Annotated in this window: 11 protein-coding genes, 1 tRNA gene and 1 rRNA gene; 3 read left to right on the top strand and 10 right to left on the bottom strand. The window is 53.5% G+C overall.

Annotated elements, in window-relative coordinates:
• Nucleotide 1 precedes the first annotated feature (1 nt).
• Together KP699_RS10665 and betC are read right to left on the bottom strand one after the other, a co-directional pair.
• Nucleotides 2–2,272: a TonB-dependent receptor domain-containing protein gene (locus KP699_RS10665; protein WP_308164912.1), complete on the bottom strand. Its 2,271-nt coding sequence runs from the start codon at nt 2,270–2,272 to the stop codon at nt 2–4.
• A 124-nt stretch (nt 2,273–2,396) separates the two neighbouring features.
• The gene (gene betC / locus KP699_RS10660; RefSeq protein ID WP_252346966.1) at nt 2,397–3,914 is read right to left on the bottom strand and encodes a choline-sulfatase; all 1,518 of its coding nucleotides are present in this window, start codon (nt 3,912–3,914) and stop codon (nt 2,397–2,399) included.
• A 135-nt stretch (nt 3,915–4,049) separates the two neighbouring features.
• Between betC and KP699_RS10655 the strand changes: the two genes are divergently transcribed.
• On the top strand, nt 4,050–4,973 hold the full coding sequence (locus KP699_RS10655) for a LysR family transcriptional regulator (protein ID WP_215762594.1): 924 nt from the start codon (nt 4,050–4,052) through the stop codon (nt 4,971–4,973).
• A 322-nt stretch (nt 4,974–5,295) separates the two neighbouring features.
• Here the strand turns inward: KP699_RS10655 and KP699_RS16460 are convergent, their stop codons facing one another.
• The 5 genes from KP699_RS16460 to KP699_RS10635 all read right to left on the bottom strand — a co-directional run bounded on the left by KP699_RS16460 (nt 5,296) and on the right by KP699_RS10635 (nt 11,156).
• The gene (locus KP699_RS16460; protein ID WP_374196928.1) at nt 5,296–5,940 is read right to left on the bottom strand and encodes a TonB-dependent receptor domain-containing protein; all 645 of its coding nucleotides are present in this window, start codon (nt 5,938–5,940) and stop codon (nt 5,296–5,298) included.
• Nucleotides 5,892–7,856, bottom strand: coding sequence for a TonB-dependent siderophore receptor (locus KP699_RS10650; RefSeq protein ID WP_252346964.1), 1,965 nt, complete (start codon nt 7,854–7,856; stop codon nt 5,892–5,894). The genes KP699_RS16460 and KP699_RS10650 overlap by 49 nt, the downstream gene beginning before the upstream one ends.
• A 72-nt stretch (nt 7,857–7,928) precedes the next feature.
• The gene (locus KP699_RS10645; protein ID WP_215762593.1) at nt 7,929–9,125 is read right to left on the bottom strand and encodes an acyl-CoA dehydrogenase family protein; all 1,197 of its coding nucleotides are present in this window, start codon (nt 9,123–9,125) and stop codon (nt 7,929–7,931) included.
• Nucleotides 9,122–10,468 carry an MFS transporter gene (locus KP699_RS10640; RefSeq protein ID WP_215762592.1) on the bottom strand — a complete coding sequence of 449 codons (1,347 nt, stop codon included), beginning with the start codon at nt 10,466–10,468 and terminating at the stop codon, nt 9,122–9,124. The genes KP699_RS10645 and KP699_RS10640 overlap by 4 nt, the downstream gene beginning before the upstream one ends.
• Nucleotides 10,458–11,156 carry an enoyl-CoA hydratase/isomerase family protein gene (locus KP699_RS10635; protein WP_077930869.1) on the bottom strand — a complete coding sequence of 233 codons (699 nt, stop codon included), beginning with the start codon at nt 11,154–11,156 and terminating at the stop codon, nt 10,458–10,460. Before KP699_RS10635 ends, KP699_RS10640 begins: the two co-directional genes overlap by 11 nt.
• A gap of 130 nt (nt 11,157–11,286) precedes the next feature.
• Between KP699_RS10635 and KP699_RS10630 the strand changes: the two genes are divergently transcribed.
• Both KP699_RS10630 and KP699_RS10625 read left to right on the top strand, forming a co-directional pair.
• Nucleotides 11,287–12,312: an alcohol dehydrogenase catalytic domain-containing protein gene (locus tag KP699_RS10630; protein ID WP_077930868.1), complete on the top strand. Its 1,026-nt coding sequence runs from the start codon at nt 11,287–11,289 to the stop codon at nt 12,310–12,312.
• A gap of 4 nt (nt 12,313–12,316) precedes the next feature.
• Nucleotides 12,317–13,813 (top strand): class I adenylate-forming enzyme family protein, encoded by a 1,497-nt coding sequence (locus KP699_RS10625; RefSeq protein ID WP_215762591.1) that lies wholly within the window; start codon nt 12,317–12,319, stop codon nt 13,811–13,813.
• Between the two features lie 14 nt (nt 13,814–13,827).
• Here KP699_RS10625 and KP699_RS10620 read toward each other — a convergent pair whose 3' ends face one another.
• From KP699_RS10620 to rrf, 3 genes are all read right to left on the bottom strand, one after another.
• Nucleotides 13,828–14,562 carry an IclR family transcriptional regulator gene (locus tag KP699_RS10620; protein WP_215762590.1) on the bottom strand — a complete coding sequence of 245 codons (735 nt, stop codon included), beginning with the start codon at nt 14,560–14,562 and terminating at the stop codon, nt 13,828–13,830.
• A 247-nt stretch (nt 14,563–14,809) separates the two neighbouring features.
• Nucleotides 14,810–14,886, bottom strand: a tRNA-Met gene (locus KP699_RS10615).
• 27 nt (nt 14,887–14,913) lie between these two features.
• A 5S ribosomal RNA gene (gene rrf / locus KP699_RS10610) occupies nt 14,914–15,029 on the bottom strand.
• Between the last annotated feature and the right edge of the window lie 25 nt (nt 15,030–15,054).

Raw genomic sequence — 15,054 nt, 5'->3', positions numbered from 1 at the left:
CTTAAAGAGACCTCATGACTTCAAAGCCGAAGGACCGTAAATCACCGGGATATCGGCTGATATTCCGGTTAAAGAACTCACCAAATGCATTTGTATAGGTCATCTGGTTTGTAATATTATGCAGCCAGACAGCAACTTCCGTCTTTTCATCAACAGAATGCCAGGCAATCCTGACATTGCCAGTAATAACAGGCTTTTGGGAAAAGGCATTTCTCACCAGCGCCTGCGTCTGCGGTGACGATAAAAATGCAGCCGGTGTGGCAGGGTGCACATCAGACCATGCCTGAAAACGATACCGGCTGGTGTAACGCCAATCTGGCTGGAGTGTAAAATCCCCAAATGATACGGGGATTTTATAGCTCAGCAGAAAATTGGTCGTGACGTGTGGCGCCCGTTCCAGCGGCTGGCCGGACAGATCAACCGGGTTCCCTCCATTAAAGGGTGTCGGCGCGCTCGCATTCCGGAAGCTTGTATAATGCGCATCCTGATAGGAAACACCAAAAGACCCAAACAGATTATCCGTCGGCCGCACCTGTCCTTCAAATTCAAATCCGTTGGAGACAGCACGGGCCGCATTGGTTGTATGCGTACCGGTATTTTGCAGAATTGTAACCTGCATATTGTTATAATCATAATGGAAACCCGAGAGGTTAAGCTGCGCCTTGCCGCGCCATAACCGGGCTTTTACCCCACCTTCATAATCAGTCAGCACTTCCGGGTTATACAGGCTGAAATCGGACGCCGTTGCCACATAGGTATTGTAATTGCCGGTCCGGAAACCGCGTGCATAGCGCAGATAACCAGTAATCCCGTGTGAAAAACGATATTTCAGGCTTGCATCTTCACTGTCCCTGTTAAAGGTTTTCTTCAGGGGTGGTCCGCTCAGACTCTCCCCTGTAGCAGGATCAATAAATGTGCCCGTACTGGTGTTGATGTAGGTCAGAGCCCGGCTGCTCGTATCATAAGGATTGGAGCTTTGCGTAGTGTAAGCCCATGCCTCGCCGTTCGCGCTCCGGGTTTCAGACGTAAAACGGCCGCCGATATCAAGGGTCAGGCGGCGTGTAAGATCAAAAGACAAAGCCGAGAAAACCGCAGCATCCTGCGTATTGATATTAAAACTGGATGCGTTGCCATTCACCCCAAAATCAATCGGACTATAAAGCGGCTGCTGGCTGAAAGACTGCGTCATGTTCCGCAGATAATAGACACCCCCGATATAGCGTATTTTCTTGTTCTGCGGAGACGCAACCCGGATTTCGTTACTCAGAACCCGCGCCACGCCGCCAATATTTTCCTGATAATCCACAGCGGCCGGGCTGGCATCATCATCCGAGAAGACATTGAAATGATTCCATTCCAGAGCAAAAATATTACTCAGGCTCCAGCCTCCTGCAAAATCATAGCGTGCCGTGGCAGAAAGCCCGGCCCGTCTTGTTGTTGCATCCGTGCGCCCGTTATTCTGGATATCCCTTCGCGATGTCTGGGCATATCCCTGAGCATCCGTCCCCCCCTCCAGAAGCCCTACATGATCAATGGGAACTTCCGTCCTGTTCCGCCCAAGATGGGCCTTGATCAGAATGGAGAAATTATCAGTTGGTTTTGCAAGAATCTGTCCACGCATATCATAATACTGATATCCGCCTGTCGGGTTTTTATGGCTGCCATTATAATACTGGCCATCCATACGCCGGTTCACAATGGCAAAGCGCGCCATCAGCTTATCTTTTATAATCGGGCCGCCAATGGCGCCTTCTTCTCCCCACAAACCGTAATTACCAGCCGTGCCGCGCACATAACCATCAAGAGTGTTTGTCGGTTTCTTGGTGTAATAAGACACCATCCCCGCCGTTGTATTTTTGCCCTGCAAGGTGCCCTGCGGGCCGCGAAATACTTCCACATGGTCAAGATCGTAAATTGGTGTGCCCTGCGATGCGCCGCTATCCAGAAACACGTCATCTTCAGACACACCAACGGCAGTTGTCATGTTTGCTGAAAAATCATTTGTACCAATCCCGCGCAGGCGATAGCGCGGATTGGTTGAGCCTGACGTGCTTTCTGCCATAAGGCCGGGAATATCGCGCGCCAGAGACAACGCATCCCGCACACCTGTGGTCTGAAGGGTCTTGCCAGAGAGTGCCACAACGGATGCGGGTGTTGTATTCACCTGCTGAGCACGCTTGTTCGACCGCACCGTAATTTCCTCAAGTGCTGAGGGTTTAGACTGTGGCGTGGACACAGCCGCATGGTTTTTCTGACTGGCCGGCTTCTGCACTATGCCTTTTTGGGCGGCTGAAACGGTATGAGGCTCTGTTTCTGCTGCGTATGCCGCGCATGTGGCCCCCAGAGAGACAACAAAAGTGAGAGACGCGCGGTAGGGAAAGTTATGGAAGAGCATGTCACAGTGACCCAACATCCTGTGGTAGCAGCCGCGCTTCGGCTTCAAGCTGCTCCAGAGGTTTATGATGACGGATATAGGCGCGGTGCGCATTGGCGGGAGGCTGATAATCCCATGCCGTACAGCGGCCCGTCGCCAGAGCCCGCTTTACGAGCGCCCGCCGTTGCTGGCTCAGCACAACTTTCTGGCGGAGCAGTTCAAAATTCCATTTCTGAAGAACTTCGGTCTGGAAAGCCTTTACATCGGCCTGATAAAGAGGAAGGGACGCGAGGTTCCGCTTTTCATCCGGGTCGTCTTCCAGATTATAAAGCTGATCAGGATCATCCGGCGTGTAGAGGAATTTCCATTTCCCCCGCCGGATCATGACAGTTGGCGCAAATGTGCCTTCACCCAGATATTCGCCATAAACTTCGTCCGGCCAGACAGTCTCCCCTTTAAGCAGCGGCGTCAGATCACGGCCGGTAACCTGTGGCGCAGAGGGTGCGCCAGCCAGCCCGCAGAGGGTTTCCCCCACATCCGCAAGGCACACAGCCTGAGCCACCTGCTGTGACGCACCACCCGGAAAAGCCATGAGAAGCGGGATACGGGCCGCCCCTTCCCGAAAGGACATTTTATACCATTGCCCATGCTCACCGAGCATTTCACCATGGTCACTTGTGAAAATGATAGCTGTGGTCTTGTCCAGTCCGGTCTGACGCAAAACCTCAACAAGCTGCCCAAGCTGATAATCAACGTAGGACAGAGCGCCGTAATAAGCGCGCCGGGCACGCAGCACGTCAGCCTCGGATGGGCGCTGGGCATCAATCCCGCATGCCGCCCGGATACGGTCAGCAGAAGGGTGATTTTCTACGGCATCCGGCACACGCGGGAGAGGAATGTCACTCTCTGCATAGAGATCCCACCATTCCGGAGTAATATTGAAAGGATCATGGGGGTGCGTAAAGGACACGACCATACAAAACGGCCGCTTATCATCACGCTGGCGGGCCAGATCAAACAGCTTGCGGCGGGACGCAAAAGCAACTTCTTCATCAAAATCAATCTGATTACTGCGCAGAACCGGACCTGCATTCAGCACGGAATCCATCGAATGATACCAGTCCGGCCGGTCCTCCTTATTCTGCCAGTCCGGCACCCAGGTGAAATCCGAAGGATAAATATCTGTGGTCAGGCGCTCCTCAAAACCATGTAGCTGGTCCGCCCCGACAAAGTGCATCTTCCCGGCAAGAATGGTCTGATACCCGGCATTGCGCAGCCTGTGGCCGAATGTGGGAATGTCTGAATGCCATTCGCTCCCGTTATCCATAATCCCGCTTTGAGAGGGCATCAGGCCCGTCATGAAGGCGCCCCGAGACGGCCCGCAGAGTGGGCTGACCGTGTAGGCATTCTTAAAAACTACGCCACGTTCTGCCAGACTGCGCAGAGCGGGCACTTTTGCGGGGGAGGGGTCACGCCCCCCCAGAAAGGCTGGCAATGCAAGAGCCGTCAGCTGGTCCGCCACGACAACCAAGAAGTTCAACGGAGCATCTTTTGTCACTGCATCACTTTCCATTGCTAATTTAACTATTTTTTGTCGTTTTATTATGTAAAATAAACCATGTGATGCGTTATTTTTGATCTATCCACGTTCGTATGTGTTGTATAAGCATGACTTATGACACCGAATCAAGCTGACTATCTGTTACGCTCGCTCCGCCTGATTGAGGCTGTTGGCCGCTGTGGCAGCTTCAGCACAGCAGCGCTTGAACTCGGCATGACCCAACCGGCCGTAAGCCAGCAGGTTGCTCAGCTTGAAAAACTGTTAGGGGTAGTTTTGTTTGAGCGTCGGCACAGAGGGGTGCTGGCTACCAGACACGGCCAGATGCTCCATGCGACAACAAGTGACGTGCTGGCACAGCTCTATAGTACCATGGAGAGTATACATGACTGTCATTCCAGAAAAACGCTGACAATCCTCACAGATTATGGGTTCGCAGCGAACTGGCTTCTGCCCCGGTTGTCTGATTTTGAAGAGAAATTTCCTGAATTTGACGTCAGTCTTCTGACAACACAAGCCAGACGAGACGCCAAAATAGACCACAGGAACACCCCTCATGATGTTTCCATTCTTTTTGGGGAGGACCCCCATGCACACGGCGTCTCTTCAATCTGCCTGTTTCAGGAAGAGATTGTGCCTATCTGTAGTGCCCTATATTTCAAAGCAGCGGGACCATTTCATGAACCTCAAGATCTTCTCTCGGCAAAGCTTTTACATTTAAGCGGGCCGGACCATCAGTGGTTTACATGGGCAGACTGGTTTGGCGCGATTGATAGCAGGCTCCCGTTAAAATCATTCCGGAAAAATGGATTATTTTTCGGAAATTATCCACTCCTGCTTCAGGCTGTGTTGCAAAATCAGGGTATCGCTCTGGGGTGGAGGCCTTTGATTGATGATCTGATAAAAACCAGTCAAATTGTATCTTTAAGTAACAAGAGCATTAAAAGCCAAAGAGGGTATTTTATAGCAACTGATTCCAAAAAAAAGCGTCATGTTGACAGTTTTATACAATGGATTCTTACACACTCTCATACCCCTTAATATAATATCCAATCCTAAAAAGAGTCTAATATTCTTAATTTATTCCAGAAAAACCTGATAAAATAGCGGTTTATACTGCCATTTCAAAACAATATATAATTACCCTGAATGCATCGTGCGAGAAGCATGAAAAGAAATCTTTACGGCGCAAAATAGAACTCTTGAAAATGTTCTAAAAAAAAATCAAATATTTTGAATGCGATAAAGAGACCAGATTTTCTGAACTCCGGAAGGCAGCCAGATAAACTCTGCCGCCTTCCCTTTATCTGAAACAAAAATCAATAAGCCCGTTTCTCTTCCTTTATTCTAAAGAGGAAAACACTCACAAACGGTAGCTTATTTTAGCAAAATAGTATCCGCCCATGAAGCCATACGCCGAATAGTATGGATATTTAAAGGCGCCACTAGACGAGGCCTGCCCGGCTTTGGACACCTGATTAGGATATTTGTTGAACAGGTTTTGCGCCCCCACGCTGACGGACCAGCGCGGCGTAACATCATAACTCACTGTAAGATTGGTAATAAATGCCGGTTTGACAACCGTCCAGTCCTTGGTTGCTAGGCTTGGGTTAGCAATATAGGTCAACTGGCCGTAGCGCTGCTCCTGAAAGGACACCATCCATTTATTTTTTGCCCATGTAATCCCAAGAGTTTCCCGATTTTTAGGGGAGGAGTGCAATAATGTATTCTGAGCATACCCATCAAAATACGGCTGATTAAAAGCGAGAAGCTGGGATGGCGTGGCATTGTAATGGCTGATTTCAGTATCCGAGAAATTGGCACCAATGGAAAAAATCCACTGCCCGTAATCATGCAGATTCAGGTTATAGGCAGCATTCACATCCCCGCCATTGGTCACGGTATTGACCGGGTTCGTATAGTACTGAACGTACCGGATACCATTCAGCCCAAGACTGTTCAGCATACTTTCCACCGCAGTCCCCCCAAACTGGGTGGAATTGGCCATGCGGTCATTGATAGCGATGCGGTAAGGTTGGCTGTGAGTGTGAAATTATCGACCGGATGCGCGTCAATCCCGATACTGTAGCTGCGCGAATACTCGCCTTTTAACGGGCCACCCCCTAACGCGCTGGCCGCAGCGCTCGTAGTCGGTAGCTGTGCAAAGGTATAAGTCGGAAAGGTTGAGGTATAATAATAATTTTCCTGACCAAGCGTCGGCGGGCGATAGCCAGTGTTAAAATTAGCGCGAATGGCCCAGCGTTTGTTAAAATCATAACGGGTGCCAACGGAGCCTGTTTCCGTCGTCGTCAGATTGGAATAGCTGACCACATGCCCACCCAGTGTCCACTCCCATTTTGGCAGAATATGGAAAGAGAGATTAACATGCCCGTCAAACGTATCCCGCGCTGTGTTACTGGCCGTATCCGGGGATGCACCAATATGGCCTGAGGCTCCCGGCGTGGCCGTGGCCCCGGCATTTGGCCCATCCAGCACCTTGACGCCACCATTCGCCCAAGACTGATAATCCCCCGCCATCAGCTGGAACGTATCATGCCGGTATTCCCCGCCAAATTCCAGCGTGACCGGCCGAGACAGAAAGGAGGGTGTGAAGTTTCTGGAGGCCTTGAACCCCGCCACAAACTGGGTGGAAATATCGGACCCATCGTAAAAATTACGTTTGCTGGCCAGACCAAATGTCGGGTTATTGGAATTGAGCGTTGTATAACTTTCATCATCCCGACCGAATGTTACGTACCCATCCCAGTCAAACCCTGCGGTTGTACCCTGCACACCGCCATTAATCTGAAAGTCATTTTCCGTCATTCCCATCAGCGGAATAAAGCCATCAGGGTAGAGGGCACGCACCGTGTTGTTGTTGGCCTGATTGCGATACGTGACCTGATTTTCAACCGTCCTGTGTCCATACGTTCCGGTAAGATAACCACGAATACTGTCCGTTATGGGTAAGGCCCCATTGAGGGAAAGCGTCTCCATGGTTGTGTGCCCCAGCCCTTCCAGCCGGTTATAGTCCCGCCCTGCCTTTTTCTGGCGTGGGTCCACACTCCCGTCGGCCAGAGGGAAGTACATGCTGCCTGTATAAAGCCCGGAACGATTGGTAGGGAGCTGGTTGGATATCTGTGCCGCAATATCCAGAAAGCCCCCACGGTTGCCAAGCTTTATGGCATAATCCCCATACCCGTTTACGCCCACGCCATCTCCGGCATAGTAGCCGCTGTCTACAAAATTGAGCGATCCTCCGCTTGTATTATGCTTGAGCACAATATTGACGGCACCGGCGATGGCATCCTGACCATACAGGGCAGAAGCCCCTTCCGTTATCACTTCAATATGGTCGATGGCACTCAGGGGGATCAGGGACAGATCGGCGGGCTCCGTTCCGGAATTAGGGCCAGCGTTCGCGTTGAAATTTGCTGTCAGATGCCGCCGTTTTCCATTGACCAGCACCAGAGTCTGATCGGCTGAGAGGTTACGCAACTGCATGGTGCGAATAAAGCGGTTGGAGCCCACGCCACTGAATGAGGGAGAACTGACTGAAGGCATAAGCTGTTCCAGTGCAGCCATAGCGTTGCTCTGGCCTGTTTTGACAATGTCCTGCGCGCTGATCACCTGAACATTGACGGTACTGTGCCTGCGGGTTGTGCCGGAAAGCACCGGGTTTTCCTGTCTGCCCACCACCGAAATTGTTTCCGGGGAAGCCTGTAAAACCTCCTTTTTATGAAACGGTTTTGCTGCTGTCGCGCGGCTTTTTGTGGCAGGCTGATGGGAAGAGACCGTATGCGTGCCCTGACGCTCCCGCGTTTTGCCTTCCTCCACCGTGCCTGCATATGCCGTTGCCGGAAGGGCCGCCATAACAACAACAATTGGAAGTGCTTTCCTTCCGCTCGCAACCTCAACAAGCATAGTGAACGATCCCTTTTTCATATAACTGTTTTTGATAGTTATATTTAGATAAAAAAATGCCTCTTGGCTGATTCAGTAAGTAAAGGTAATCGGCGGCGGCTCTTCGTTAAGAAGAAAATTGCCAATAGCCTTGTATTTGTAAGCCACGCTATCATGCGTTGTATGTGTGCGGGCATTACGCCAGTGCCGGTCAAAATTAAACGGCTTTTGTGTTGTGGCGGCACCCCCGACGTCATACAGTTTCTGTGAGACGTACAGAGCGCTTTCCGTGGATGCTATTTTTGCTTCTGCAACCGCAATTGACGACTGTACCAGAAGATTTTCCGTTTCTTCCGTTGAGGCATGACCACGGCTGACGTCCTCCAGTTGCGCGCGGGCCGCCTGCTCCACATATCCGGCGGCACGCCGGACCAGCGATTCGGCTGCTCTTACACGCGCCGCAATTTCTCCTACCGCGTACAGAATGTAAGGATCATCAGTCGCTTTGCTGACGCCGCTTTCACGCAGGGGGCGTGTATGGTTTCTGGCCCAGTAAATGGCATCATCCAGCACAGCCAGCCCAATCCCCACATCAATAGCGCAATGGATCAGCTGCGCCGAGGCCCCAACGTAATTCCGCCTGCCCGACCAGTGACCTGTTGGAATAATCTGCTCTGCTGAGAGGGCAATATCGTGAAACTCCGTCGTACCGCTGGCTGTGGTACGCTGGCCCATGCCATCCCAGTCGTCCTTTAAGACAAGGCCCTGCGCATCTTTTGGCAACATGACGTAGAGCGGCTTCCCTGCCTCATCGAGTGCCTGTACCTTAATCAGATCCGCAAAAAGACAGCCTGTGCTGTAAAATTTATGGCCTCGCAAGACTGTCTTGCCATCAACATGCGCGAGATGGGTATGAATTTCCCCTCTGAAACTGCCGGTCCGTTCCGCCACTGCGCCAGAACTGATGCGGCCGCGGCCAATCTGCCCCAGATAACGCGCCTGCGCGTCTGGTCCCGCCATAAGCCGTAATTGTTCAATATTGATAAAATGCGGGAACAGAGCCTGCGCTACATTCGGGTCTGCTTTACCAAGCGCTATAAAGATCTCAGCAACCGCACCCTGAGTAACGTCTCCACCCCCAAGCTCTTTTTGCACCCGTGCGGCACCAAGCCCTGAACGCGCAATTTTTTCGAAAATATCAAACGGTAAAATCCGTTCTGCGTCCCGCCGCGAAGCCTCTTCAGCAATCACGGGCGCAAGCGTGCGGGCAAGATGAACATAATCTGTCATGACTGTGAATCCATTACCGAATAAGGCTGAGAGACCGGAAGGCGCGCCGTACGGGCGGTCATGGCAAGCATGACGATCACGCCAAGCCCGACAAAGAGGCTGACAAGACTCAAAGCGACCTCAAACCCACCCAGCCGCGTTTTGAGAAAACCAATTAAAACCGGCACAAGCATGCTGCTGATCTGGCCGCAGCAATTGATCAGGGCAAAACCAATGGCCCGGTCCTGCGCTGGCAGCAGGCCTGCGGGAATACTCCAGAAAATTGCTGTTGCAATCAGATAGCCTGCAACCATAACAGTCAGAAAAAAGAGGGTTTCTGTCGTTCCGTGCGCTATCCACGGCAGGGCCAGCATGCCTGCCATAGCCAGCGCTCCGCCCAGCGCGAAATGCCAGCGCCGCTCCTGATGCTGGTCTGAATGCCGGCAGGCCAGTAACATGGCCCCAATACCCACCGCATGCGGCAAGGCACTTAAAAGACCAAGCTGTTGCAGGTTCTGCACTCCTGCGGCACGCAGGAGCGACGGCACCCAGAAATTGACGACATTCCCCGTGCACGTAATGGTCAGGCAGTAGCTCAGAGACAGTAACCAGACTGTACGGTTGGAAAACGCACTGACAAGAGAGGCCCGGACGGGACGGATGGTTGCAGACGGTTCACGTACCATGGCCTGCTGAATGATTTTTTTCTCATTCTTCTTCAACCAGCGTGCGTTATCGGGCTTATCAGCCAGCCAGCCAAAGGCCAGAAATCCAGCAACAACCGGCGGGAGCCCCCCGAGCAGAAACAGCCATTGCCACCCGTGCCAGCCCCAGAGCCCGGCCAGATGGGTCATGATCCAGGTTGCGCTCGGCCCCCCGACGATCCCGCACACAGCAATCGCCATGATAAAGCGCGACGTGATGCGGGCGCGGTAAGCGCTGGGGAACCAGTACGTCAGATAAAGAATGACACCGGGGAAAAACCCGGCTTCCGCCATCCCCAGCAAAGTGCGCGTGGCATACAGGGAGTACGGCCCCTGCACGAATGCCATACCAACAGTCACCAGTCCCCAAATAATCATGATACGGGCGAGGGTTCTGCGTGCCCCCCACCGCTCCATGACCAGATTACTCGGAATTTCGCACAGCAGATAACCGGCTGAAAAAAGGCCGACAGACAGACCAAAAGCTGTGTCGCTGATATGCAGATCCGCACCGAACTGGAGATGCGCAAAGCTGACAGCCACACGATCCAGCCAGTTAAAAACAAGGCAGATGAACAGGAACGGCATAAGACGCCACGCCACACGCCGGAAAACAGCCCCCTCTGCCGCCCCGGCAGGAATCAGATCCTCATTGCTCATATCGACCGACTTCCAGTCTGGCCTGATCAACCAGCGCATAATGTCTGTCCAGCCGCGCACGCCGCTCAGCCAGCAGCAGCCGCTTGCTCCATGCCATAGCGGATGTCGGCAAACCTGCCAGACGTGTGGCGAGAGCCGTGGCCTCTGCCAGCGGATCCTGTGCCAGGGAAGACACCAGCCCTATGCGCTGCGCGTCTTCAGCATCAAAGCTGCGGCCCGTCAGCATAATATCCAGCGCTGCGGCCTCTCCGATCAGCGAGGGCAACTCTATCGCGCTGAAGCCGGAGAGCATGTCATGCTCGACCTCAGGAAAACGAAAACGGGTTCCGGGTGCTGCAATCCGAAAATCACAATACATGGCGATGCTTATCCCTAACCCGATGACATGACCGTGCAGGGCCGCAACAACGGGTTTGGTAAAGTCTTCCGCAACACCGGGAATACAGGAGGCCAGCACATCTGTTGTCGCCACCTGCTGCGTTGCAGAGATTTCCTTAAGGTCTGACCCTGCACAGAACGCCTTTTCTCCCGCACCATGCAAAACCACGGCTCTGACTGCGGAATTATGCAGTGCCTCATGCCAGATACGCCCCAGTGCTGCTTTGTCGTGGCTGTCCAGCGCGTTCAACCGGTCAGGACGGTTGAGAGTGATGGTGAGAACACCGGACTGAATAGCACTATCTATCATGGTTTATCCCGAATTAAGCATGATTCCGATTCGTTAAATTAGCCATAGCAACATTTTTCGATGTGGAATATAAAAAGTTTATATTGTGTTCTTTATGTTCGTTATATGAACAAACATCAGGGCTGTAACAATGAAAGCAATTATCCTTTCGGACTTTGGCGGTCCCTCTCAGCTCAGGCTGGAAGACGTCCCCACACCTGAGGCTGGTGCGCATGATGTGCTTGTGCAGGTTGAAGCCGCAGGGGTGTGCCACCATGACCTGCTGCACAGAGCAGGCAAACTGGCAGGAGCCCCTAAGGGGGTTATCCTCGGTCACGAGGTAGCGGGCCGCGTTGTGGAAACGGGTGCCGCCGTAACCACGCTGCGCGTCGGGGACCGCATAACCGGCTATCAACGCCGCTTTTGCGGACAATGCCGGGACTGTCTGAGAGGGCGGCAAGACCTGTGCCGCGCCGTCTCTCTCCCCGCCGTGGATACGGAAGGGGCTTATGCCCAGTATATTCGCCTGCCCGCCGTCTCCGCCATCCGTATCCCGGATAATGTCACTTTTCAGCAGGCCGCCCTTGCGTCCTGCCCTATTGGCACCGCCATGCGGGCGCTTGTCTCACAGGCCGGACTGACTGCGGGCGAGACTGTTCTGGTCAACGGGGCCAGCGGAGGGCTGGGCGTGCATCAGATCCAGATTGCCCGTGCGCTGGGGGCGCAGGTTATTGCCGTGACAGGGGACCCTGCAAAAGCCAGCAGACTGGAAGAACTTGGAGCATCCTCAGTCATAGTGGCACCGGATGGAAACTACAGTGCTGCGGTGTGGAACCAGACCGGTAAGCGCGGTGTGGATGTTGCCATGGAGAATCTGGGCCTCACCCTTCCCCAAACCCTGCGGGCAACAGGCATGGGCGGACGCATTGTGGTGCTGGGCAATATCGCTCCGGCACCTGTCGAAGTCTCACCCGGCCTGCTGATCGGGCGCAGGCTTCGTGTGCAGGGGTCTGGCAGCGCCACGCTGGATGAAGTCAGCCAGTCTCTCGCCATGATTTCCGCAGGCCTTGTCCGGCCGCAGATTGACCGCGTCATGCCCTTTACGCAGGCGGCGCAGGCCCATGCCCTTCTGGAAGCAAGGCAGGTGAATGGCCGCATTATCTTAAGCGGATGGTAAAAGCATGAGCGTGCAAAATCTTTTTTTGAATGCCGCAGCTCGATGGCCTGATACGGTAGCGCTGCATGAACCCGCTACAGGCCAGACGCTTTCTTTCGGGGATATGCAGACTACTTTACAGGGTTTTGGGGCATTTCTGACTGCACAGGGCGTAACACCCGACGCACGGGTCGGGATTCTGGCTGATGCCAGCATTCCCTATCTGATTGCCGATTACGGCAGCATGGTTTGCGGTTATGTGCGCGTGCCGTTTGACCCTTCCCTTTCCGTTGAGGAATTACGGAATCAGATTAGCGATGCCGATATTGCCATTCTGCTTCATGACCCTACGCATGCGGAACTGGCAGAGCAGGCAGCAGGGGCCACCTGTGTTTCTCTTCCCACAAGCTGGCCAATATCAGACGCGCCGACAGCGCTCACCGTATCCGAAACTGCTCTATCCACATTGGCATCTCTCAATTATACGGGGGGCACAACAGGCCAGCCAAAAGCGGTTATGCACACGCAGGGCAGCCTGAATGCCATTGTGAACAATATCGGACTGGCGCGCCCGACAGACGTGGGGGACGTGCTGTTAAACGTCCGGCCTTTGTGGCCCATTGCCTCAGTCTCCGTGCTGGCGCATCTGTGCCACGGAGGGACTGTGGTGCTGGGAGGGCGCTTTAACCCTGTAACCTTTCTCTCTCTCCTTGAGACGACCAAAGCCGCCTATAGTTCACTTGTCCCGACACAGATTGCCCGTCTTGTGCAGCATATTGCAGAACAGGACGACGTTCCTGAAAGCCGGAAAATGCTTCCTTTTTTCCGCTCGCTCGACGTGGGTGCGGCCTCGCTGCCCACAGAACTGCTTGAGAAAGCTATGTCTCTGCTTGGCCCGCGGCTGAGCATTCTTTACGGCATGACCGAAGCCCCCTGGAGCTTTTACCTGCCAGCCCCGGAACTGACAGCCCTGCATGCCGCCGGAAACTCTATTGGAGCGGTAGGCTTCCCACTCCGACAGGTGCAGGTTCGTCTGTCCCCCACCATCCCCCCTCTTAACGCAGGAGAGGTGGAAATTTGTGGCCCGCACTTGATGGCGGGATACTGGAAGCAACCAGAAAAAACGGCCTCCGTATTACAGGATGGCTGGCTGGCGACAGGAGATCTGGGCGTGATGGACGACACGCACCTTCTTAAAATTGTTGGCCGTAGCAAAGAAATTATTCGATCTGGCGGGATGTCCGTCCAGCCCTCGGAAGTTGTGGAATGTCTGCTCTCCCACAGCAGTGTTGCTGAGGCACATGCTTTTGGTGCGGCTGATCCAGAATGGGGAGAACGCGTCTGCGCAGCAATTGTCCTGCACGCCGATACCTATATCCAAGAAGCAGACCTTATCCTGCACTGCAAACAGCGCCTGTCCCGGCACAAAGTGCCCAAACAAATCCTTTTTGTGTCCCACCTGCCACGCTCTCATTACGGCAAGGTGCAACAGGCTAAGCTGCTTAAACTTTTAGAAGCCTAACTGCCAGCGCGTGCTCAGCCAAAAAGCTGTTCTGAAATACCCTTACAGGCACGCTGGAGATGTTGCGCCAGAGGAGATGAGACCTGCAACACAGCATCCATCTCCAGTCCGGCTATTACCAGCGCCCCAACAGCAGCCTCCTGCCCGTGGCGAATGGGGTAACCCATGGACGACAAGCCCTCGCGCTGCTCACTCCGCCCGAAGGAGTAGCCGCCAGCCTTCATAATTTCCTGTATTCTGGGCGATATATTTTCATACCGTTCCTCTCCCAGTGTCTCCCGCGCCCGTTCCTCAGGATAGGTCGCCAGAATAGCACGTCCACTTGTGCAGCGATCCATGGCGAATTTATCATCCAGATCGGCCACAACATTAAAGGGTGTTGCCGCCGTCCACATGCGTTCGATCAGGACAATCTGATCCCCCACGGGCAGGGCGACAGATACAATGGCGGGGCGGTCCGCAATGACGTTCTGCAAATCAATTGTGTAGGGAAGTGCAACGCGGCGCAAAGGCAGGCGCGTCAGATACGCACTGGCGGGCAGTAAGCACCCTCCCCCCAGACGGTATATGCCGTGTTCTGCTTCCACCTGCCCCCAATAGATCATTGCTTTGAGCAACCGATGAACCGTTCCACGATCCATACTCGTCAAACGGGCGAGCTCCTGCGCTGTCAGGCCTTTGGAAACTCGCGCAAGCTGCTTCTGCAGTTCCATATATTTATCGAGAACACCGACACCGCTACCGTTCATACAATAATACTCTCAGCAGATTGCGACTACCACCTCAGGCTTTTGCACAATTTTTCAGACTTAAAAACAGTAGGGTTTTTCGCTCCCTACTTTTCTTTATGGAATGTATTCACATTTTCCCTTCTCATTTCTGCTCTGGAAGAGTGTGATGGATTTTATGGGTTTGCCAGGGAAGGCTTGAGCGCAACGCAAAAACCCCGCCTGAGGGAGGCGGGTTGGCTGTAGTGATTGCAATTTGGTAGGATTTTGGTTGCGGGGGCAGGATTTGAACCTGCGGCCTTCAGGTTATGAGCCTGACGAGCTACCGGGCTGCTCCACCCCGCGGTGGTGTTTTGTTGGGTAGACTGGAAGACCTGGCGGCGACCGACTTTCCCACGACTTAAGCCGCAGTATCATAGGCGCTGGGGGGTTTCACGGCCGAGTTCGGGATGGGATCGGGTGGATCACTCCCCGCCATGGCCACCAGGTCATCCAGTCCACCCTGAGTGGGGT

The organism is Acetobacter sp. P1H12_c, from assembly GCF_018811975.1.
GTDB classification, from domain to species: Bacteria; Pseudomonadota; Alphaproteobacteria; order Acetobacterales; family Acetobacteraceae; genus Acetobacter; species Acetobacter persici.
The sequence above is the reverse complement of the archived record's forward strand: the minus strand, read 5'-3'. Positions and strand labels throughout refer to the sequence as shown.